The sequence below is a fragment of the Pseudomonas sp. URIL14HWK12:I5 genome (assembly GCF_900176445.1).
Classification (GTDB): Bacteria; Pseudomonadota; Gammaproteobacteria; order Pseudomonadales; family Pseudomonadaceae; genus Aquipseudomonas; species Aquipseudomonas monteilii.
In genome coordinates, this window is the sequence record NZ_FWXQ01000007.1 from 326,700 (window position 1) to 343,976 (window position 17,277).

Below are 17,277 nucleotides of genomic sequence, written 5' to 3' on the forward strand. Positions count from 1 at the left end.
GCCCTCCTCCTATTTGCACGTTATAGGACAAGAGCGGAAATATACCGGGAGTTAGCGGCACAATCGGCGCTTAGACTGCGCCGCATGTACTATTCGAACGAAGTCAAAGAAGCTGCCAAACGTCTGTTCCTGCGCCGCTGCAAGGCGAAGGAAATCCAGGCGCAACTCGGGCTGCCTAACGTCCGGATCGTCTATTACTGGATCCGACAGGGCTTATGGGAGGACATGCTCACTGACGAGGAGCCGATGACGGCCGTCAGCCGTCGAATCACGCTTCTTTATGAGAAACCCGGGGCGCTGACCGAGGCCGAGCAGAACGAGCTCGACCGGCTGATCACACAGCGCGAACGGCTGGTCAAGCAATGCGTCAAACCGGCCGCTCCCGCGCCTCAAGCGGAACCGACTGATAGCCAGGGAGGCGAACAGCCTCGTCGCGATCGGAACGAGCGCGGCCAGCGTAAACGTGGGGAGCGTGGCGAGAAGAAACCCAAGCCGGCGAAGAACGATGTCACCGGGCTCACCGAGGTAGATTTCCTCGACAAGTTCATCAGCAAGATGTTCGGCTACCAGAAAGAGCTGTTCGCGGCCAAGCAAAATCCGCTGACAGCCCGGATCCGCAACATTCTCAAGTCTCGCCAGGTGGGCCTGACCTACTACTTCGCCGGCGAAGCCTTCATGGATGCCGTGCTCACTGGGGACAACCAGGTGTTCCTCTCGGCCAGCCGGGCCCAGTCTGAGATCTTCCGCAGCTACATCATCTCGTTCGCCCAGGAATGGTTCGGCCTCGAGCTCACCGGTAACCCCATCGTCTTGAGCAAGGAGGGCAAGCCGTGGGCCGAGCTGCGCTTCCTTAGCACCAACAGCAGTACCGCCCAAGGCCACCACGGGCACGTCTATGTTGACGAGTACTTCTGGATCAAGGATTTCGAGAAGCTGAATAAAGTGGCTTCGGCCATGGCCACCCACAAGAAGTGGCGCAAAACCTATTTCTCCACGCCAAGCGCCGTCACGCACCAGGCCTATCCCTTCTGGACTGGCGAATCCTTCCGCAACCGCAAGAAGAAGCGCGGCACGCCGGCAGTGGCCGAGTGGCCAGCGGCAACGGCATACAGCGCCGGCGCACTGTGCCCAGACGGCCAGTGGCGCAAGACGATCACGATCCTGGATGCGATCAACAGCGGATGCGACCTGTTCGACCTCGAGCAGCTGCAGCTGGAGTACGACGACGATGCGTTTGAGCAGCTGTTCATGTGCAAATTCATCGACAGCTCGCAGGGCGCGTTCCACTTGGCCGATCTGGAGCGGTGCTACAGCGATCTGTCCCTGTGGACAGATTACGATCCCGACGACAAGCGGCCCTTCGGCAACAGACCGGTCTGGATTGGTTATGACCCCAGCCGAACCCGGGACGACGCCACCTGCGTGGTCATTGCGCCACCGCTCGAGGAGGGCGCCAAGTTCCGGATCCTGGAGAAGCACAGTTGGCGGGGCCAGTCGTTCAAGTACCAGGCCAACGAGGTCAAGAAGCTCACCGAGCGTTTCAACGTCCAGCATATCGGCATCGACACCACTGGCATCGGCTATGGCGTGTTCGACCTGGTGTGCGACTTCTACCCGCGTGCTCAGCCGATCCACTACAGCCTCGAGACCAAAAATGCCTTGGTGCTCAAGGCGCAGGACACCATCCAGCACGCCCGGATCGAGTGGGATGCCGGCAGCAGCGACATCGCCCAGGCCTTCCTGACAATCAAGCGTGGCACCACCGGCAGCGGCCAGGTGACATACAGCGCCTCGCGTACAGAAGCCACCGGCCATGCCGACATAGCGTGGGCCATCATGCACGCCCTCCACAACGAACCCCTTAACACCAATCGGCAGCGGCGTAGCCGCTACGTCACCAGCGGATCAGGTACCCATGGCACAAACTCACGTAGCCCATCAGCAGCCCAGACAACCCGTGCGAGCCTTCACGTTCGGCGCGCCCGAGGCCGTTCTGACCAACAACATCGCCAACTACCTCGGGGTGTTTCCCAGCGACGACGGCACCATCTACACGCCACCAGCCTCTCGGGTTGGTCTGGCCAGGCTGCTACAGGCCAACGCGCACCACGGCGCGATCCCGCCGTTCAAGCGCAACCTGCTGCTGCGTGAGTTCATCCCGTCGCAGGGTTTCAGCCTGCAGGCCATGAGCCGATCGGCGCTGGATTTCATGGTGTTCGGTGAGACATACCTGTTACGCAAGACCAGCGTCTTCGGCCAGGTCCTGGAGCTCGAGCACCTGCCCGCGATCAACATGCGGGTAAAGGTCGACGGCGGATTCGTGATGCTCATGCCTGACGGCGGCCGGCTTGAGTTTGACCAGGACGAGGTCGAGCACATCTTCAACTACGACGTGCAACAGAATATCTACGGCATTCCCGACTATCTGGGCGGGCTGCAGGCGCTGCTGCTCAACGAAGCCGCCACCCTGTTCCGCCGGCGCTACTACAACAATGGCGCCCATGTCGGGTACATCTTCTATTCGAACGACCCGAACATGAGCGAGGCGGACGAGGAGGCGCTGCAGGCTCAGATCTCCGGCAGCAAGGGTGTGGGTAACTTCCGCAGCATGTTCGTCAACATCCCGGGCGGCAGCGAGAAGGCCATCCAGATCATCCCGGTTGGTGACTTCCAATCGAAGGATGATCTGGAGAAGGTCAAGAACATCACCAGGAACGACATCATCGCGGCATGGCGTATGAACCCCGCCCTGGCCGGCATCATCCCCGAGAACAGCGCCGGGTTTGGTGACATCGAGAAGATCGACCGGGTGTACACGAACAACGAGATTCGCCCCATCTGCCAGATGTTCAACCAGGTGAACAACACACTGCGCGCAGACAGGCGAATTAGCTGGAAGTCACCGGAAAACGCCGACGAAATCGCTGCCTCTGGTAACGTTTCATAGGTGATATAACTGAAAAATGACGGCATAATGATGGCGCATTGAACCCTGGGGAGGGACACCATGCGAGTCTACTGCACGACTTGTGGCCATAAAGGCCGGATCAGTTCGCGGGACAATGTCACCCGCGCCTATGCAAAGCTCTACTGCCAATGCCTGGACGCAACGTGCGGGCACACCTGGGTATCCGAGCTGTCGTTTTCGCACACCTTGAGACCTTCTGCGCAGCACCTGGATACGCTGATCCTGGACCGCATCAAGAGTCTTCCGGCGGATAAGCAAAAGGAATTGTTCGATCACATGAGCAGGCCTGCAGCCTGATTGGAACCGCCGGCCGATTGGTCGGCGGTTTTGTTTTGGATGACTCAGGAATCCGTGTCGTCCGGATTTTTGGCCAACTGCTCAATAAGGCGCCTCACCTGGTGACGCTCCTGCTCCCGCATCTGGCGAAAACGACCGATCAATCGACGTTCGTTTTCGCTCAGACCGGACCATTCGAAGTCCCTCAGTTCAACGCAATCCTGCTCAGCTACTGCCAAATTCAACATTTGCTAACTCCTTGATATGCAAAGTGAATTTTCAGTTAACAAGGCAGTCATGAGGCTTCAAACAGGAGCGCGACGAAAGGACGGATACTAATGTCCAGCATCATCAAACATAGCTTTAAGGAAGCGGCGCAGCGCTCGCTGGTCTTCAACTGGGATCTGCCGGTACTGCGAGAGGACCGAGTCTTCCTCTGGGCTGAGGGATTCACGAGCCGCAGTCTGGCGAACACCGGTCAGGATGTAAGGAACATCGAAGCCCATCGCCCAGGCTTTGCTCAGATATGTCGCCGTGGCATCGCTAGCGCCCGCCTCATAGTTGGCCTGGGTTCGCTTAACGATGCCGCAGCCCGCGGCAGCCTGGTCTTGGGTAAGTCCGCAACGCTTCCGTTCGTCGCGCAGCCGAGCCCCGATATCTTTCGAATCGTGCAAAATCTTTCATCCAAGGTGTTTACAAATGCATTTTGATGCATCATTCTGCATTCTCACTCACACGAAAATGCATGGAAATGCACTATGCCTAATACCTCGATCAGCGAGCAAGCCCGCCAACGCGCACGTGAAGAACTGGAGCGCCGCGGCCAGACGGTGAAAAGTTTTGCACTACAGAATGACCTAAACCCCAGCACCGTCTACGCGGTGCTGAGGGGTCAGAGCCAATGTCGGCGGGGGGAGGCACACCGTGCTGCTGTCCTGTTAGGCATCAAAGACGGCGTGATCGAAGAGTAAGGCAACTGGCCACTAGGGATAAATCAGAACATGAATCGCTCAGTTCTCAAGACAAGGAAGGATGTGGTCAGCGCGATCATCCGCGCATACCCAGGCGGTCGGGCTCAGGCAGCTGCGCACCTCGGCCTCGAGCTCAAGAAGTTCGACAACCACGCCTACGAAAACAACAACGCCCGTCCGCTCAACGACCTGCAGTTGTGCCAACTGGAAGCCACAGCCCACACGACATTCCTGCCGGAGTTCATCGCTTCGCTGTACGGCGGCATCTTCGTCAAGGTCGCCGATGTCGACGCCCTGGACAACGTCGAGCTCTACGCTATGTCGATGGTCACCTCCGCCAAGCGCGGTGCTGTTGATCTGGAGATTGCGAAGGCCCTGGCCGATGGGTCCATCACCACCGCCGAGGCGGAAGAGATCATGCGCGCCCATGAGGCCCATATGTCCGCTCGCCATACCGAGGTGCTATCGGCGATCGCGCTGCACCGCGCCCGTGCGGGGGTTGCAGCATGAGCACAACACACCCTGACTACCAGGACGTACTCAAGTCCTCGGCGATGCACTACCTGCAACGCCACCAGGCCGAACACCTGAGCGGCGACGACCGTTTGTTCGCCCGTGCTGTTTGCCACCTGGTCGCCGACCACAACGTTTCTGACCCAACTGCTGAAAAAGCCGTGCACCTCGCCATGACCGACCTTGGCCTGGGCGCAGCTGATCGCTCGCACCCCCGCGCAGCGCGCACCTAATCCAACCCATCGCCCTGCCCCGCTTTCCGTGGGTTTGGGTGAGCTGCGTCCGAAGTCGAGGTTTCGATGGATAACAAGATGGTGATCAAGGCGGAAATGAGCCCCGAGCAGGCCACCGCCCTGCTGGCTTTGCTCAAGTCTGAATACCGCCTGGCTCTCACTGAGCACTGGTGGACGGATGCCTACCGCTACGTGCCGGAGAAAGACCGGCACACCGCAATCGTCCTGAAAAACCCCGTCATGGGCGCGCAACGCCGGCTGATCGGCGCGCTGACCTACAGCCTCAAAACTGCGAAGTAACCGTCATGATGAATGAAGATATCCGCTCACAAGTGTTGCAACGGCTTGAAAGTGATTTCGGCCTAAAGCTGCGCGTTGGCACCAACTACATGCGGGGCGGCGTATGTCCGGCCTGTGGAAAGAAAGAGTTGTATGCCCGCCATGACAACCCGTGGCAGATCCGCTGCGGGCGCCCGGAGCGCTGCGGCCACATCGAGCATGTCAAAGGCATCTATGAGGATCTGTTTGAAGACTGGAGCAAGCGCGCCCCGGCCACGGAGAACGACCCCACCCTGACTGCCCGCACCTACCTGGAATTCGCCCGGGGCCTCGATGCGTGGAAGATGACCGGCTGGTTCACCCAGGAAAACTACGTCAACCAGGAAAGCGGCGAGGCCAGCGCCACGGTCCGCTTCCCCCTGCCGAACGGCGGCTACTGGGAGCGGCTGATTGATCGCCCTGGGCGCTTCGGCAAGATGAAGGCCCGCTTCAAGTTCGGGTACAGCGCGCAGGGCCAATGGTGGTGCCCGCCAAGCCTCAAGCTTGAGACTGTCGAGGAGCTGTGGATCGTTGAGGGAATCTTCGACGCCATCGCCCTGGTGCAGAACGGCATCGACGCGGTGTCGGCCATGTCGAGCGTCAACTTCCCGATCGAGGCGTTGAAACAGCTGGCCGAGCAGCGCCCTGGCAATTTGCCAACATTGGTCTGGGCCCTCGACAACGAGCCCACTGCCCGCGGCTACCTGCAGCGCTTTGCCAAGCAGGCATCGGATATGGGCTTCGAGTGCAAGGCCGCACTGATCCCCCAGCGCGACAAGAAGGTGGACTGGAACGATCTGCACCAGCGTTGGCAGTTTGAAGAAGAAGGCCAGGCCCGCAACCACAAGCGCACACGCGACCTGGCTGCTGCCCGGCATGAGGGCGACCTGCTGCTGGCTCCGACTGCCCGCGAGAAGGCTCTGCTGATGTACATGTGGGACGAGGGCTTCACCGAGTTCGCGTTCGACTTCGGCAACCAGACCTATTGGGCCAAGTTCGACCTGTCCAAGCTCGAGGAGGAGCAGAAGGAGCTGGCCGGCAGCAAGGACCAGGACGACGAAGAGGATCGCCGCGATGTCTTGAAGAAGGTTTGCTCGCTGAAACTGCTGGCCAACTGCCGTTTCCAGGCGCTGTACAAGCAGGTCAGCGATGTCACCAACGAGGCCTGGTTCTACTTCCAGGTGGCCGGCAAGCAGGACGATGACGGTGATAACTACACCTTCACGCCCAAGCAGATCTCCTCGAGCAGCGAGTTCAAGACCCGCCTGATGTATTCCGGGGCTACCTGGTTGGGCACACAGAAGCACCTGGACCAGATCATCCTGCGGCAGACCGAAGGCCTCAAGACCGTCGAGACTATCGACTTCCTGGGCTACAGCCGCGACCACCAGGCATACATCTTCAACGACATCGCCATCCACAACGGCTCGATCTACAAGGCCAACGACGAGGATTACTTCGAGTTCGGCAAGCAGCGCGTCAAGTGCCTGATGAAGTCGGTGAAGATCAAGAACAAGCTGGACGCAAAGGACTACCGCGAGGATTGGCTGGAACACCTGTGGACCTGCTTCGGCGAGAACGGCGTGCTGGCCCTGACCTACTGGTTCGGCTCGCTGTTTGCCGAGCAGATCCGCGCCGAGCATGAGAGCTTCCCGTTCCTGGAAATGTCCGGTGAGCCCGATTCGGGCAAAACCACCCTGATCAAATTCCTTTGGAAGCTGTTTGGTCGCCTGTACGAGGGCTTTGACCCGGCCAAGAGTTCGTTCTCTGGTCTGAGCCGAGCCATGGGACAGGTGGCCAACCTGCCCCTGGTGCTGCTCGAGGCCGACCGGAACACCAACGAGGACAACACCAAAGCCTTCGAGTGGGACCAGTTCAAGGACTTCTATGGCGGCGGTACCTTGCGGACCCGTGGCGTGAAGTCCAACAGCAACGACACCTACGAGCCGCCGTTCCGCGCCTCGATCGTGATCGCTCAGAACGCCATCGTCGTTGGTCACGAAGCCATCATCAGCCGGATCTTCCGCCTGCCCTTTCTCAAGCCGACGATCACCGAGGCGAGCCGCCGGGCCGCTGACGCGATCGTGCAGACCGAGCTCGAGGACGTCAGCCACTTCATGATCAAGGCCATGCGGGCCGAGCCGAAGATCCTCAAGCGCTTTGCCGAGCTGTATCCGAAGTACCGCGCCGAGCTGTGGGCCAACCGCAAGCTGACCTCGGATCGTGTGATCAAGAACCACGCCATGATGCTGGCCCTGGTGGACTGCCTGCAGCTGGTGATCGAGATCCCGGAGCACATGGTTAAGGAGTGCCGCAAGTACGTCGAGAAGGCTGCCAGCGAGCGCCAGGCGGCGATCACCACCGACCCGAAAGAGGTGAACGAGTTCTGGCAGGTCTACGACTACCTCGAGTCGCTGCCCGGGGCCCCTCTGGTCAACCACAGCAAGACCCCTGGCCAGATCGCTATCAACCTCAACCAGTTCGCCGAAGTGGCCGTGGAACACCGGCAGCGGATCCCGGAGCTGGGCGTGCTGCGCCGCCTCCTCAAGGACTGCCGTGCACACCAGTGCCTCTCTGAGTCGAAGCGCACCGAAAGCGCCATCCGGTTTCGCATTCAGCAGGCACGGCCATTGGAAAACATCCCCCAGTCCGTTCGCTGCTTTGTCTTCCGGGAGTAACCGCCATGGACATTCACGTAATCAACAGCGACTGGCAGGTAGAGGCGCCGGACCTGATGGGATTCGTCACCGCCCGACTGCCGGCCTCAACCGGATCCGTGCCTCACATCTACGCAGATGCATACGCCGCAGATGGCCTGCTGGAGATCCTGGAAGTGCGCGTCGCACGCGGCGAGCGCGGGATCCTGGTCATGGACTGTTCGCGAGCCCAGGTGCAGGCAGTCCTGGAGTGGGGCACCTGCGACGACGACGGCCAGCTGCAGGACCTCGAGATTTTCCTGGTACGCCGTGACTAGCGGCTGACCGGCAAAAAAGGCGCCGAGGAGTTGCACCTCCCCAACGCCCACCAACCCCAAGGAGAAACAACATGCAAGTAGAAACCCCCGAAGTCGGCACACAGAAGGCTAACACAATGCGGTACGACACCCTGGTAATCCGCGGTGCCTCAGGCAAGACAGTCCCGCGGGAAGTTGACGGCGGCGAAGTTGTCGCCTGGAGCGTGGGCCACGGCCTTGCGGCCATGGATGCACTGGAGGATTTCGTTGGCGACTTGGCAGACGGCAGCTATCACGGGCTGGCGAAGGGCGCTGCAGATGCCCTCAACCTGATGCGCCGCCGCCGAGCCACTGGCTGGGACGCTGACGTTATCGCGGAAGAACCACCAGCAGACTGGCAATCGGCCGTTTCTCGCGCCGAAGTGATGGCCCGCGAGGTGTTCGGCGAGGAAGACGATAACGCCATGCAAGCCATTGACTACATGGCTGGGCTGCTCCTGGCGTTTGAGCCACTCCGTAACCCTGTACAGGGGGACGCGGAATGACCCTCTCTCTCAACATAAAGAAGTTCAAAGTCAAGGACACCTGGAAGGACTACGAGGTGACGCTCGAGGTGGACCTTAACCGACTGACCACCTCGCGCGCTGCGCTGATCAATAGCTTCTGGACTGGGGCCGAGGACCGGGTGGACGAGGAAGGCGAAGACGTTGTCCGTGCCGTCATCCGCATGGCAGGCCATGAGCTGATCTGCGCAATGCTCGAGAACCATGGGGCCAGATTCACCGACAAACAGAAGTTTCCAGGGGAGCGATTCAGTAAGGAGCTGCATGTCAGCGAAGGCTGGGGCGGCGAGGTTCCTTGGGACAACTTCGGTTGGTGCGGGATCCGAGTCGTCGCAGCTGACGTCCAGCAGCCCTCATTCGAGGAGCTGGCTTTGACGGAGGCGACTTCATGAGCCAACAAACACGCCCCCGCTTGGCCAGCCACGCGCTGGACCTGCCCAACCACTGCGACATCTGCAACAAGGCCCGCTCCACCAGGAAGCACCAGCGCTGCAGCCAGATCCGCCAGCAGCGGAAATCAGTTGAATGGGAGGCCTACATGGCCAACGTCGAAGCCAAGAAAGCACAGCAGGACCGCCGATATGCACGCTAATCAAACTCCAACCCACGACCTGGTCATCAGCGTTCGCCTCAGCGCCGGCACCTACACCGCCCGAGCCCGCGGCGAGAAGGCCACCGCCAGCAGCACCATCAGCGCCGATGCAGCGGCACGCGCCTTAGCGAGCAAACTCGGAGCCCTGATGGCCCAACCTGATCTGTTTGCAGCCAACCGCTGCAGCACCGACCCACACGTTCAATTCACCGCCCAGCGCTGCAGCTGAGAGAAAAGCCGAAATGAGTAACGTGCACGCCCCCATGAACGAATCGCTGATGCTGGAGAACGCCGCTCTCATCAGTTCGCTTAACGAACTGATCAATCAGTTGAAGCGACCGCAAATTTCAATCCAGGATCAACTGTGGACAACACAGGACATTGCCGACTATCTCAAGTTGGCCCAATACACAGTGGAACGCCGCGTCGTTGTACAGGACACCTTTCCGGAAAGCATGCAGCCATGCGCTACCGGAGAGCGGGCATCCAAACGATGGTTTGCTGGGGAAGTGATCTCCTGGAGCAGGCAAAACAGAGCAAGACTGCCAGAACCCCGCGCCAGGAAGCGTGCATAAAGTTAAAGCCTGCCTTGCGCAGGCTTTTTTCAATCAAGGCGTAATGCCATTTCTGAAGCAGTGGCGTTGTAGTAGACCATCAATGAACGAGGGTCTTTGTGGCCGGTGATACGAGCAAGATCGAGCACATCGACCTTTCTCGCCAATCGGGTGATTGCTTCATGACGGGTGTCATGGAATGTAAGCCCCACAATCGCCACATCGTCCCGCACCTTCCTAAACATCGCATCGGCCGACGCGGACGTCAGCCTGAATAGTTTTTCAGCACCTTTCTTCTCCCCCAACAATATCCCGATCAATCCCACGGCCCGCTTGCTGAGAGGCACATTTCGGCTAGATCCGTTCTTGGTCAAAGGAAGATGCACAAAGCGCTGTTTGAGGTTCACAGCCTTCGCGGTGATCCCAAGAATTTCGCCTTGCCGCATAGCGGTTTCCAGGGCGATCAGAAATGCCAAGGCCAGCTCCTGGTGAAGCGTCACTGGAGGTTCGGCTTCGACGTATCCAAGCCGGTTGAGCAAAGCTGTTTCCTCCGAAGGCTCGATGCGGCGGTCCCTGGGCGGATTGTTGAGCGGTCGCTTCACATCGCGCACAGGGTTGACGATGCATGTGCGCCATTCTCGACGCGCAATCTCGAACACTGACGACAGCAAAGTCATCTCACGGCGAACGGTGGGACTGGCCACTACTCGAAGCCGGGCATCACGCCACTTGGCTACCTGGTCAGTAGTGACGTCCGACATGAATTCCCCTACCCATTCAAGTTCGGCGTCAAACTTGTCCAGCCGGAGCTCTTCCCATTTCTTCCCAGCCTTAGTGGGGGTAACGTCACGCTTGTAGCGGCGCAACGCTTCAGACACGGTCATTTCCACAGAGCACTTGGGCCCGCCGGTAGATGCCAAAATCTCGGCCTCACGGGTGGTAGCCCATGCCACTGCTGCGGCCTTCGTCGCAAATGTTCTGGTGTCTCGGACCCCCAACCTAGCCACCTCAGCTCGCCAGCCACCGCTACGCTTCCGAAATGATGCCATTCCCAACCTCTGTCCTTGCTGGCGTAAAAGTGGCGTAAAGGCTATCACGCCAACGCAGCCAATCGCCGTGAACAGCACTCAGGGAATCAGCGAAAAACCAGCGTAATCAGTGGGTTGAAGCTGTACGCCAGCTATGGCACCTTTCTGCCAGCGTCTCTCAGTTGCCCCCTCGGGGCACCAAGATCCGGAAAAAACCGACCTTATGGTCGGTTTTTTTTCGCCTGAATTTTGATCTCTCGTACAGATCGCAACTTGCACGGCCACTGTAGGAGCGGCTTTAGCCGCGAACACCGGCAAAGCCGGTGCCATCCACCGCAGCGTCTGATTCGCCGGTGAACCCGCTCCCACACGTGCAAGGATGGCACCTCAGATGATGACGATTATCAGATCAATTATTCCTGTGCCCACCACAGCCTCAGGCGGGTTTGGTACCGAGATCCTCAGCAAACCGAAGCAGGTACCCGTCAGGGTCCTGCACCAGGAAGTTGCGCTGGCCAATCAATACGTGAGCGCTGCGGTACCAGCGCTCTTCAACCGGGTTTCTCAGACCATGCCCTGCTGCGTTCAACGCTGCAACCAAAGCCAATGCATCAGGGCATGCGATAGACAGGTTGATCCCACGCCCATAGGGCGGCTCCAGCGGGCCAACGCGCCAAGGTGATTCGCTGTGCCAGTCCTGTTCCAGCATCAACTGGCTGCCGCCAAAAGACAGGAAAGCGAATTGGTCTTCAGGCCGTTCGTACTCGACCTTGAAGCCAAGTATTCCGCAGTAGAAAGCAAGGCTGCGTTCGATATCACTGACAATGAGTTCAGGCACGAGCGCATTCGTTTCAACCATTCTTGAGTCCTTTCAATTCCCCAAACGAAGACAACGCGGGAGGCCCAAAGCCCCTTGTCAATTTGACGCCGCCCCAATGACTTCAGGGCCTCCAGCCATGCATGAAGCCTATTGGCCACGATATGCGCTAGCGCTTAACCTGTCACTCGTCGGATATATTCCGAAAGTATTGTCAGCATAATGGCACTTCGCCATATTTGCGCTCCCTTTTCACCACGCACCGTGTGACCCATGAAAACAATCGCGCCCTGCATGGCGGCAATGATGCTGCTCAGTGGGTGCAATGGAGTGCCAACCTCGTACGTTTCCGATCCCGTCTACAGCCAGGCTTTCGTGGTCACCTCCGGTGCCCCGCTGCCCATGTTGCTGATGGCCAGCGCCATCCAGTGGAACGAGGATTACGCCGTAACTGCCAAACACACCCCCTTCCTGCGCAACGTGGTCCACGAGGGCCTCGGTGATGTGGTGTTCTTCAAACACAAGGCCAGCAACGTGCCGGATTGGCGCCAGTATGTGCCGGGCGAAGCCGTGACGGCGGTGGGTTTCAACAGTTTCATGATGCCGATGCAGGGCAAGGGCCATGCGCTGGCGTCGCTGGTGCGGCTTGAAGGCACGCCAGGCAGTGTTTTCTATTCAGTACACGACGGCCCCATCACCAAGGGCATGTCGGGCGGGCCTGTGTTCGCCGATGACGGCAAGGTGGTCGGCATCAATGTGGCCATCATCCCCACCAGCGAGATTGATGCCGGCAAGCGCCCGGACCTGGCTGGCAAGGCGCGGATCAGCGTGTTCATGTCGTTCAACGAGATCGACAAGGAATGGCGGCGCTTTGAGTACCTGACGGCGCACAAGGGCAAGCCTCAGGCACCGGCTTCGATCAAAGGCTATGTGGCGGTTGCTGCCAAGCCTTGAGTCAGGTTCCGGAGCGCGTTTGCGGATGATAAGCGGCTTGTGATGTGAGGCTGATGGCCTCTTCGCGGGTGAACCCGCTTTTGAGACTTGTGCAGTGCCTGTGGGAGTGACCCGTTCGTTTCTTGCCCGGGCTTTTTCAACGTAGATATTGGCTCGGGCTATTTCACTGTGGTCCTAAAACACTGCAGTCCAATTCCTACAAAGCCTGGCACTGAACACGTCTGGTAATACACCCAGACGAACCGCACCGAACCATGCTCTCCCCTCGACGTCCGATTCTGCATCCCCCGCGTTTCGAGGCCCCCCGCGTGAAAGACATCATCACCCGCAAGTACCGCCTGGTCGTGAAGACCATCGGCTACATCGGCTGGTCGCTGTTCTGGCTGCTGATCTGGGATGTGCTGGTCACCATTGATTTCATGCTGTTCTTCAACAGCAAGTTCACCCTGCCGCTGATCCCGCTGACTTTGCTGGGCTCGGCGCTGGTAGTGCTGGTGAGTTTTCGCAACAGCAGCGCCTACAACCGTTGGTGGGAAGCTCGCACGTTGTGGGGGGCGCTGGTGAACAGTTCGCGCAGCTTCGCAAGGCAGACGCTAAACCTGATCGATGACCCGGCTGATGGCCTGAACCCGGTCAAGGCCACCCTGCTGCGCCGGCACATCGCCTATGTGAACTGCCTGGCTGCACACTTGAAGGGGGAGAGCTGCCCGGATGAACTGATGGCCTTCATCCCGCCGGCTGAATTCGAACGGCGCAACCGCTCGAACAACTTTGCCAATGACATTCTCGGTGGCTCGGCGGCCTTGCTGGCGCGGGAATACCAGGCCGGCCGGCTGGACAGCATCCGTCTGGCGCGGCTGGAATCGACGCTGGTGGACCTGTCCAATGCCCAAGGCGGTATGGAGCGCATTGCCAATACACCGCTGCCCTACCCTTACGTGTATTTTCCGCGACTGTTCATCACCCTGTTCTGCCTGATCGTGCCAATAGGGCTGGTGGAGTCGCTGGGCTGGTTCACGCCGCTGGCTTCGACAGTGGTGGGGTTCATGTTGCTGGCCATCGAGCGAATCGGCACGGATTTGCAGAGCCCATTCAAGTTCAGTGAGCACCAGATCCAGATGGACACCATTTGCGAGACGATCGAGCGGAACCTGGAGTCGATGCAACGGGAAGCGCAGTGTGGGGAACTCGCTTAGGCCCGCACATAGCGCTGGCGCAACACATCACTCAACGTATCCACCAGCAACACCAGCACCAGCATGCCCAGGATCACCGTACTGGCCTGGGCCTCCTGGAACAGGCTCAACGTGGTGTACAGCATCTGCCCCAAGCCCCCTGCCCCGACAAAGCCGAGCACGCTGGCCATACGGATATTGTTTTCCCAGCGGTACAAACTGTAGGCCAGCAACTGCGGCCACAAATTGGGCAAGGTACCAAAACAGAATGCGGCCACCTGGCTGCCGCCCTGCAAGCGAATCGCTGCCGCTGGCTCCGGCGGCGCATTCTCCAACGCCTCGGCAAACAAGCGTCCCAGAACACCGGCGGTGTGCAGCGCCAACGCGAGGGTGCCGGCATTGGGCCCAAGACCGGCCGCCAGGACTGTCAGCGCAGCCCACACCAGTTCCGGAATGGCGCGCAGAGCATTCAGCAGCAACCGCGCTACGCCCTGTAATGGCCAACCGAATCGCCCTGCCGCCGGCAGTGCCAGCAACATCCCCATGACCATCGCCAACAAGGTGCCCAGACCCGACATGGCCAGCGTCTCCAGCGCCCCGCGCCACACAGCCTTCAAGTGCCCGGTAGACAGGTCCGGATGCAGGAAGCGCCCTGCGTACTCGCCCATCTGCCCCAACCCGCCGTTACCGACCAGCGCTTGCAGGTCCAGCTCCAGGTAAGCGAACGAGGCCAACACCGCCAACACGATGGCGCCCAGCAACAACAAGTTGATGACCCGGTTCATGCCAGCCTCCAGCGCAGCAGGCGGCTGAGCAAGTCGGCCAGCATCACCAGCAGCAGGAAGGTGAGCAACATGCTGGCCACTTCCGCCCCGGCAAACATCCGCATCGACAGGTCAATCTGCTGCCCCAGCCCGCCCGCCCCCACAAACCCCATCACCACCGAGGCCCGCACCGCGCACTCCCAGCGGTACACGGTGTAGGACACCACCTCGGACGCCGCATTGGGCAGAATGCCGTAGAGAAACGCCGTCAGCCGGCCACTGCCCGCCTGCAACAAGGCATGGGCCGGGCGCTGGTCGACCGATTCGAAGATTTCGGCGTAGACCTTGCCCAGCATACCGCTGTAGGTAATGGCGATGGCCAATACACCCGCCGTCGGCCCCAGCCCCACGGCCCGCACGAACAACAGCGCCCAGACAATTTCCGGCACGCTGCGCAGGAAGATCAGCAACCCGCGCACCGGTAGGCGCAGCAGGCGCGACCAAAGCCCTGCACGCCCACCACGGGAGGCGGCACGCAACGACAAGGCGCGACTGGCCATCAGCCCCGCCGGAACGGCTAGCAGCAACGCCAACGCCATGCCAGCGGTGGCCACGGCCAAGGTCTGTAGCGTGGCTTCATACAGCAACACGAGAAAATCGGCATCGTGGGCGGGTGGCCAGAAGGCGCTGGTGAAACTGGCGATCTGCTGTCGGTTCTCGGCCTGCAACAGCACTCCGGGGTTCAGTTCGCTCAACTGGATACCCGGCCACAGTATCGCCACGCCCAGCAAGGCCAGCAGCAGCCGTGGCAGCAAGGCCGGATCGCGGGTGTCGGCCCTCAGCATCGCGGGATCTGCACCGTCAGAATCGGCCCCTGGGTTGGCGGCGAAGCCAGTTGTTCATTCGCGTACAGCGCCTCCAGCATGTGTCCGGTGACCGCTTCTGCCGGGCAATCAAACACTACCTGGCCCTCGCGGATACCGACGACCCGGGGGAAATGCGCCAGCGCCAACTCCACCGCATGCAGGCTCGCCACCAGCGTCACGCCATTGGCCTGGGCATGGCGGTTTAGCAAGGCCAGGCTGTGGTCGGCCAGCACCGGGTCCATGGCCGACACCGGCTCGTCGGTCAGCAGCACCTGTGGCCGCTGGTAAAGGGCCCGGGCAATACCCACCCGCTGCAACTGACCACCCGACAACTGCCCGCACTGCACGAACAGCTTGTCTGCCAGGCCCAGCTCTGCCAGCACCTGGCGCGCCCCCGGCACATCGCTGGGGTACAGCAGGTTGAGCAAGCCACGCGTTAACCCCCACTGCCCCAGCCGGCCGGCCAGTACTGCCGTCACCACCCGTTGGCGCGGTGGCAAGGGCGGTGCCTGATGCACCAGGCCGACCCGCGCCCGCAGGCGCTGGCGTGCCCTGGCGGATAACGCCCAGGGCTGCTCACCCAGCAACTCCACGCGCCCGCTGCTGGGCTGGATGGCCGTAGCCATCAGGTGCAGCAAGCTCGACTTACCCGCCCCCGACGGGCCAATGATCGCGACACGCTCGCCCTGCTCGATGCTCAGGTTGATCGCGTCAAGCGCGCGCACCTGGCCATGGCGCAGGCCGGCACCATGCAGGTGGATTGCCACGTTCGAAGCAGTCACTTGAGCAGGCCAGCCTCACGCGCAGCTTGCTCGGTGCCTACATAGTTTTCAGGCTTGGTCTCGATGAAGCGGCTGGCGGCCTGGAGGTCGAGGATAGCCTTGTGCTCCGGATTGGCCGGGTCGAGGTCGAGGAACGCTTTTTTGATCTTTTCTTTCAACGCCGGCGCCATGTTGCCGCGCACGGTCCAGTTGTAGTCAAAATAGGTCGGGGTAGTGGCGAACACTTTCACCTTGGCGGTATCGACCTTGCCGGCATCCACCAGTTTCTGCCACACACTGGCATTGAGCACGCCGCCATCGACCTTACCCGCCTGCACCCAGGCCACGGTGGCGTCATGGGCGCCAGAGTAGGCCACACGGCCGAAGTACTCTTCAGGCTTGATGTTGTCCTGCTTGAGCATGAAGTAACGCGGCATCAGGCTGCCCGAAGTAGACGAGATAGAGCCGAAGGCGAACGACTTGCCCTTGAGGTCGGCCAGGCTCTTCACGTCGGGGTTGGCGGTGATGAACTTGGAGGTGAACTGCGCGTCCTGCTCACGCTGCACCAGTGGCGTGGCGGCCGGGTCCTTCAGGTGTACCTGAACGAACGTGAAGCCACCCAGCCAGGCCAGGTCCAGCCGGTCGGCGGCCAGCGACTCGACCACAGCCGGGTAATCGGCCACCGGTACGAACTTCACTTCCATACCCAGTTGCTTGGCCAGGTACTCGCCCAACGGCTTGAACTTGCGCTGCAGTTCGGTTGGCGCTTCGTCGGGGATGGCGCTGACCCGCAACACTTCAGCAGCTTGGACGACAACGGCACAGCAAGACAGCACAAGGCCGGCGGCGAGCGCCAAGGGGCGTTTGAGCATGGGTGTTCTCCGGTTCAATAGCGGGGAAATGCCGACAAATCCGTCGACACCGAGGATTATAAGAGGCCAAGGCCCAAAGGCCAGCTTTGCTACAATCGC

24 protein-coding genes are annotated in these 17,277 nt (G+C 60.3%); 16 read left to right on the forward strand and 8 right to left on the reverse strand.

Annotated features, from left to right (window positions below; genetic code table 11):
• Positions 1–84: 84 nt before the first annotated feature.
• From B9A31_RS18295 to B9A31_RS18305, 3 genes are read left to right on the forward strand one after another with little or no spacing between them, the layout of a single operon-like run.
• A complete protein-coding gene (locus tag B9A31_RS18295; RefSeq protein WP_084297223.1) occupies positions 85–2,151 on the forward strand; it encodes a terminase large subunit domain-containing protein in 2,067 nt (688 codons plus the stop codon).
• Positions 2,078–2,947 (forward strand): phage portal protein, encoded by an 870-nt coding sequence (locus B9A31_RS27550; RefSeq protein WP_256576251.1) that lies wholly within the window; start codon positions 2,078–2,080, stop codon positions 2,945–2,947. The genes B9A31_RS18295 and B9A31_RS27550 overlap by 74 nt, the downstream gene beginning before the upstream one ends.
• 60 nt (positions 2,948–3,007) lie before the next feature.
• Positions 3,008–3,265 (forward strand): ogr/Delta-like zinc finger family protein, encoded by a 258-nt coding sequence (locus B9A31_RS18305; protein WP_084297225.1) that lies wholly within the window; start codon positions 3,008–3,010, stop codon positions 3,263–3,265.
• A gap of 44 nt (positions 3,266–3,309) precedes the next feature.
• Here B9A31_RS18305 and B9A31_RS18310 read toward each other — a convergent pair whose 3' ends face one another.
• Positions 3,310–3,492, reverse strand: a complete 183-nt coding sequence (locus B9A31_RS18310; protein ID WP_084297226.1) for a hypothetical protein — start codon at positions 3,490–3,492, stop codon at positions 3,310–3,312.
• Between the two features lie 87 nt (positions 3,493–3,579).
• Positions 3,580–3,918 carry a helix-turn-helix domain-containing protein gene (locus B9A31_RS18315; RefSeq protein ID WP_084297227.1) on the reverse strand — a complete coding sequence of 113 codons (339 nt, stop codon included), beginning with the start codon at positions 3,916–3,918 and terminating at the stop codon, positions 3,580–3,582.
• Positions 3,919–4,002: 84 nt separating this feature from the next.
• On the opposite strand from B9A31_RS18315, the gene B9A31_RS18320 reads away from it, so the two are divergent.
• From B9A31_RS18320 to B9A31_RS18370, 11 genes are all read left to right on the forward strand, one after another.
• Positions 4,003–4,215 carry a DNA-binding protein gene (locus B9A31_RS18320; protein WP_084297228.1) on the forward strand — a complete coding sequence of 71 codons (213 nt, stop codon included), beginning with the start codon at positions 4,003–4,005 and terminating at the stop codon, positions 4,213–4,215.
• 30 nt (positions 4,216–4,245) lie between these two features.
• Positions 4,246–4,725, forward strand: a complete 480-nt coding sequence (locus B9A31_RS18325) for a YmfL family putative regulatory protein (RefSeq protein WP_084297229.1) — start codon at positions 4,246–4,248, stop codon at positions 4,723–4,725.
• Positions 4,722–4,961 carry a hypothetical protein gene (locus B9A31_RS18330; protein ID WP_135002085.1) on the forward strand — a complete coding sequence of 80 codons (240 nt, stop codon included), beginning with the start codon at positions 4,722–4,724 and terminating at the stop codon, positions 4,959–4,961. Before B9A31_RS18325 ends, B9A31_RS18330 begins: the two co-directional genes overlap by 4 nt.
• A 66-nt stretch (positions 4,962–5,027) precedes the next feature.
• Positions 5,028–5,261 (forward strand): hypothetical protein, encoded by a 234-nt coding sequence (locus tag B9A31_RS18335; RefSeq protein ID WP_064492840.1) that lies wholly within the window; start codon positions 5,028–5,030, stop codon positions 5,259–5,261.
• Positions 5,262–5,269: 8 nt separating this feature from the next.
• Positions 5,270–7,957 carry a toprim domain-containing protein gene (locus B9A31_RS18340; protein WP_084297245.1) on the forward strand — a complete coding sequence of 896 codons (2,688 nt, stop codon included), beginning with the start codon at positions 5,270–5,272 and terminating at the stop codon, positions 7,955–7,957.
• Between the two features lie 5 nt (positions 7,958–7,962).
• Positions 7,963–8,253 (forward strand): hypothetical protein, encoded by a 291-nt coding sequence (locus B9A31_RS18345; protein WP_084297231.1) that lies wholly within the window; start codon positions 7,963–7,965, stop codon positions 8,251–8,253.
• A 71-nt stretch (positions 8,254–8,324) separates the two neighbouring features.
• Positions 8,325–8,777 carry a hypothetical protein gene (locus B9A31_RS18350; RefSeq protein WP_084297232.1) on the forward strand — a complete coding sequence of 151 codons (453 nt, stop codon included), beginning with the start codon at positions 8,325–8,327 and terminating at the stop codon, positions 8,775–8,777.
• Positions 8,774–9,187 carry a DUF2528 family protein gene (locus B9A31_RS18355; protein ID WP_084297233.1) on the forward strand — a complete coding sequence of 138 codons (414 nt, stop codon included), beginning with the start codon at positions 8,774–8,776 and terminating at the stop codon, positions 9,185–9,187. The genes B9A31_RS18350 and B9A31_RS18355 overlap by 4 nt, the downstream gene beginning before the upstream one ends.
• Entirely contained in the window at positions 9,184–9,387 is a 204-nt protein-coding gene (locus B9A31_RS18360; RefSeq protein ID WP_084297234.1) for a hypothetical protein, read from the forward strand. Before B9A31_RS18355 ends, B9A31_RS18360 begins: the two co-directional genes overlap by 4 nt.
• Positions 9,377–9,616: a hypothetical protein gene (locus tag B9A31_RS18365; RefSeq protein WP_084297235.1), complete on the forward strand. Its 240-nt coding sequence runs from the start codon at positions 9,377–9,379 to the stop codon at positions 9,614–9,616. The genes B9A31_RS18360 and B9A31_RS18365 overlap by 11 nt, the downstream gene beginning before the upstream one ends.
• 34 nt (positions 9,617–9,650) lie before the next feature.
• Positions 9,651–9,962 (forward strand): hypothetical protein, encoded by a 312-nt coding sequence (locus B9A31_RS18370; RefSeq protein WP_256576248.1) that lies wholly within the window; start codon positions 9,651–9,653, stop codon positions 9,960–9,962.
• 29 nt (positions 9,963–9,991) lie between these two features.
• Here the strand turns inward: B9A31_RS18370 and B9A31_RS18375 are convergent, their stop codons facing one another.
• Entirely contained in the window at positions 9,992–10,825 is an 834-nt protein-coding gene (locus B9A31_RS18375) for a tyrosine-type recombinase/integrase (RefSeq protein ID WP_256576249.1), read from the reverse strand.
• A gap of 580 nt (positions 10,826–11,405) precedes the next feature.
• Positions 11,406–11,828, reverse strand: coding sequence for a bleomycin resistance protein (locus tag B9A31_RS18385; RefSeq protein ID WP_019098535.1), 423 nt, complete (start codon positions 11,826–11,828; stop codon positions 11,406–11,408).
• Positions 11,829–12,092: 264 nt separating this feature from the next.
• Here B9A31_RS18385 and B9A31_RS18390 point away from each other — a divergent pair, with 264 nt between their 5' ends.
• Together B9A31_RS18390 and B9A31_RS18395 are read left to right on the forward strand one after the other, a co-directional pair.
• Positions 12,093–12,740: a trypsin-like peptidase domain-containing protein gene (locus B9A31_RS18390; RefSeq protein WP_020424245.1), complete on the forward strand. Its 648-nt coding sequence runs from the start codon at positions 12,093–12,095 to the stop codon at positions 12,738–12,740.
• Between the two features lie 308 nt (positions 12,741–13,048).
• Positions 13,049–13,936: a bestrophin family protein gene (locus B9A31_RS18395; RefSeq protein ID WP_016713225.1), complete on the forward strand. Its 888-nt coding sequence runs from the start codon at positions 13,049–13,051 to the stop codon at positions 13,934–13,936.
• On the opposite strand, the gene phnE is transcribed toward B9A31_RS18395, so the two are convergent.
• The 4 genes from phnE to B9A31_RS18415 are packed head-to-tail and all read right to left on the reverse strand — an operon-like array spanning position 13,933 to position 17,178.
• Positions 13,933–14,700 carry a phosphonate ABC transporter, permease protein PhnE gene (gene phnE, locus B9A31_RS18400; RefSeq protein WP_019098537.1) on the reverse strand — a complete coding sequence of 256 codons (768 nt, stop codon included), beginning with the start codon at positions 14,698–14,700 and terminating at the stop codon, positions 13,933–13,935. The genes B9A31_RS18395 and phnE overlap by 4 nt on opposite strands.
• Positions 14,697–15,524 carry a PhnE/PtxC family ABC transporter permease gene (locus B9A31_RS18405; RefSeq protein ID WP_084297239.1) on the reverse strand — a complete coding sequence of 276 codons (828 nt, stop codon included), beginning with the start codon at positions 15,522–15,524 and terminating at the stop codon, positions 14,697–14,699. The genes phnE and B9A31_RS18405 overlap by 4 nt, the downstream gene beginning before the upstream one ends.
• The gene (locus B9A31_RS18410; RefSeq protein ID WP_084297240.1) at positions 15,518–16,327 is read right to left on the reverse strand and encodes a phosphonate ABC transporter ATP-binding protein; all 810 of its coding nucleotides are present in this window, start codon (positions 16,325–16,327) and stop codon (positions 15,518–15,520) included. The genes B9A31_RS18405 and B9A31_RS18410 overlap by 7 nt, the downstream gene beginning before the upstream one ends.
• Positions 16,324–17,178 (reverse strand): putative selenate ABC transporter substrate-binding protein, encoded by an 855-nt coding sequence (locus B9A31_RS18415; RefSeq protein ID WP_084297241.1) that lies wholly within the window; start codon positions 17,176–17,178, stop codon positions 16,324–16,326. Before B9A31_RS18415 ends, B9A31_RS18410 begins: the two co-directional genes overlap by 4 nt.
• Between the last annotated feature and the right edge of the window lie 99 nt (positions 17,179–17,277).

What these genes read in the sequence shown, in the direction of transcription:
- B9A31_RS18295 (WP_084297223.1), top strand. Translation starts at nt 85, where the DNA reads ATGTACTATTCGAACGAAGTCAAAGAAGCTGCCAAACGTCTGTTCCTG.
- B9A31_RS18305 (WP_084297225.1), top strand. Translation starts at nt 3,008, where the DNA reads ATGCGAGTCTACTGCACGACTTGTGGCCATAAAGGCCGGATCAGTTCG.
- B9A31_RS18310 (WP_084297226.1), bottom strand. Translation starts at nt 3,492, where the DNA reads ATGTTGAATTTGGCAGTAGCTGAGCAGGATTGCGTTGAACTGAGGGAC.
- B9A31_RS18320 (WP_084297228.1), top strand. Translation starts at nt 4,003, where the DNA reads ATGCCTAATACCTCGATCAGCGAGCAAGCCCGCCAACGCGCACGTGAA.
- B9A31_RS18325 (WP_084297229.1), top strand. Translation starts at nt 4,246, where the DNA reads ATGAATCGCTCAGTTCTCAAGACAAGGAAGGATGTGGTCAGCGCGATC.
- B9A31_RS18330 (WP_135002085.1), top strand. Translation starts at nt 4,722, where the DNA reads ATGAGCACAACACACCCTGACTACCAGGACGTACTCAAGTCCTCGGCG.
- B9A31_RS18335 (WP_064492840.1), top strand. Translation starts at nt 5,028, where the DNA reads ATGGATAACAAGATGGTGATCAAGGCGGAAATGAGCCCCGAGCAGGCC.
- B9A31_RS18340 (WP_084297245.1), top strand. Translation starts at nt 5,270, where the DNA reads ATGAATGAAGATATCCGCTCACAAGTGTTGCAACGGCTTGAAAGTGAT.
- B9A31_RS18345 (WP_084297231.1), top strand. Translation starts at nt 7,963, where the DNA reads ATGGACATTCACGTAATCAACAGCGACTGGCAGGTAGAGGCGCCGGAC.
- B9A31_RS18350 (WP_084297232.1), top strand. Translation starts at nt 8,325, where the DNA reads ATGCAAGTAGAAACCCCCGAAGTCGGCACACAGAAGGCTAACACAATG.
- B9A31_RS18355 (WP_084297233.1), top strand. Translation starts at nt 8,774, where the DNA reads ATGACCCTCTCTCTCAACATAAAGAAGTTCAAAGTCAAGGACACCTGG.
- B9A31_RS18360 (WP_084297234.1), top strand. Translation starts at nt 9,184, where the DNA reads ATGAGCCAACAAACACGCCCCCGCTTGGCCAGCCACGCGCTGGACCTG.
- B9A31_RS18365 (WP_084297235.1), top strand. Translation starts at nt 9,377, where the DNA reads ATGCACGCTAATCAAACTCCAACCCACGACCTGGTCATCAGCGTTCGC.
- B9A31_RS18370 (WP_256576248.1), top strand. Translation starts at nt 9,651, where the DNA reads ATGAACGAATCGCTGATGCTGGAGAACGCCGCTCTCATCAGTTCGCTT.
- B9A31_RS18375 (WP_256576249.1), bottom strand. Translation starts at nt 10,825, where the DNA reads ATGACCGTGTCTGAAGCGTTGCGCCGCTACAAGCGTGACGTTACCCCC.
- B9A31_RS18385 (WP_019098535.1), bottom strand. Translation starts at nt 11,828, where the DNA reads ATGGTTGAAACGAATGCGCTCGTGCCTGAACTCATTGTCAGTGATATC.
- B9A31_RS18390 (WP_020424245.1), top strand. Translation starts at nt 12,093, where the DNA reads ATGCTGCTCAGTGGGTGCAATGGAGTGCCAACCTCGTACGTTTCCGAT.
- phnE (WP_019098537.1), bottom strand. Translation starts at nt 14,700, where the DNA reads ATGAACCGGGTCATCAACTTGTTGTTGCTGGGCGCCATCGTGTTGGCG.
- B9A31_RS18405 (WP_084297239.1), bottom strand. Translation starts at nt 15,524, where the DNA reads ATGCTGAGGGCCGACACCCGCGATCCGGCCTTGCTGCCACGGCTGCTG.
- B9A31_RS18415 (WP_084297241.1), bottom strand. Translation starts at nt 17,178, where the DNA reads ATGCTCAAACGCCCCTTGGCGCTCGCCGCCGGCCTTGTGCTGTCTTGC.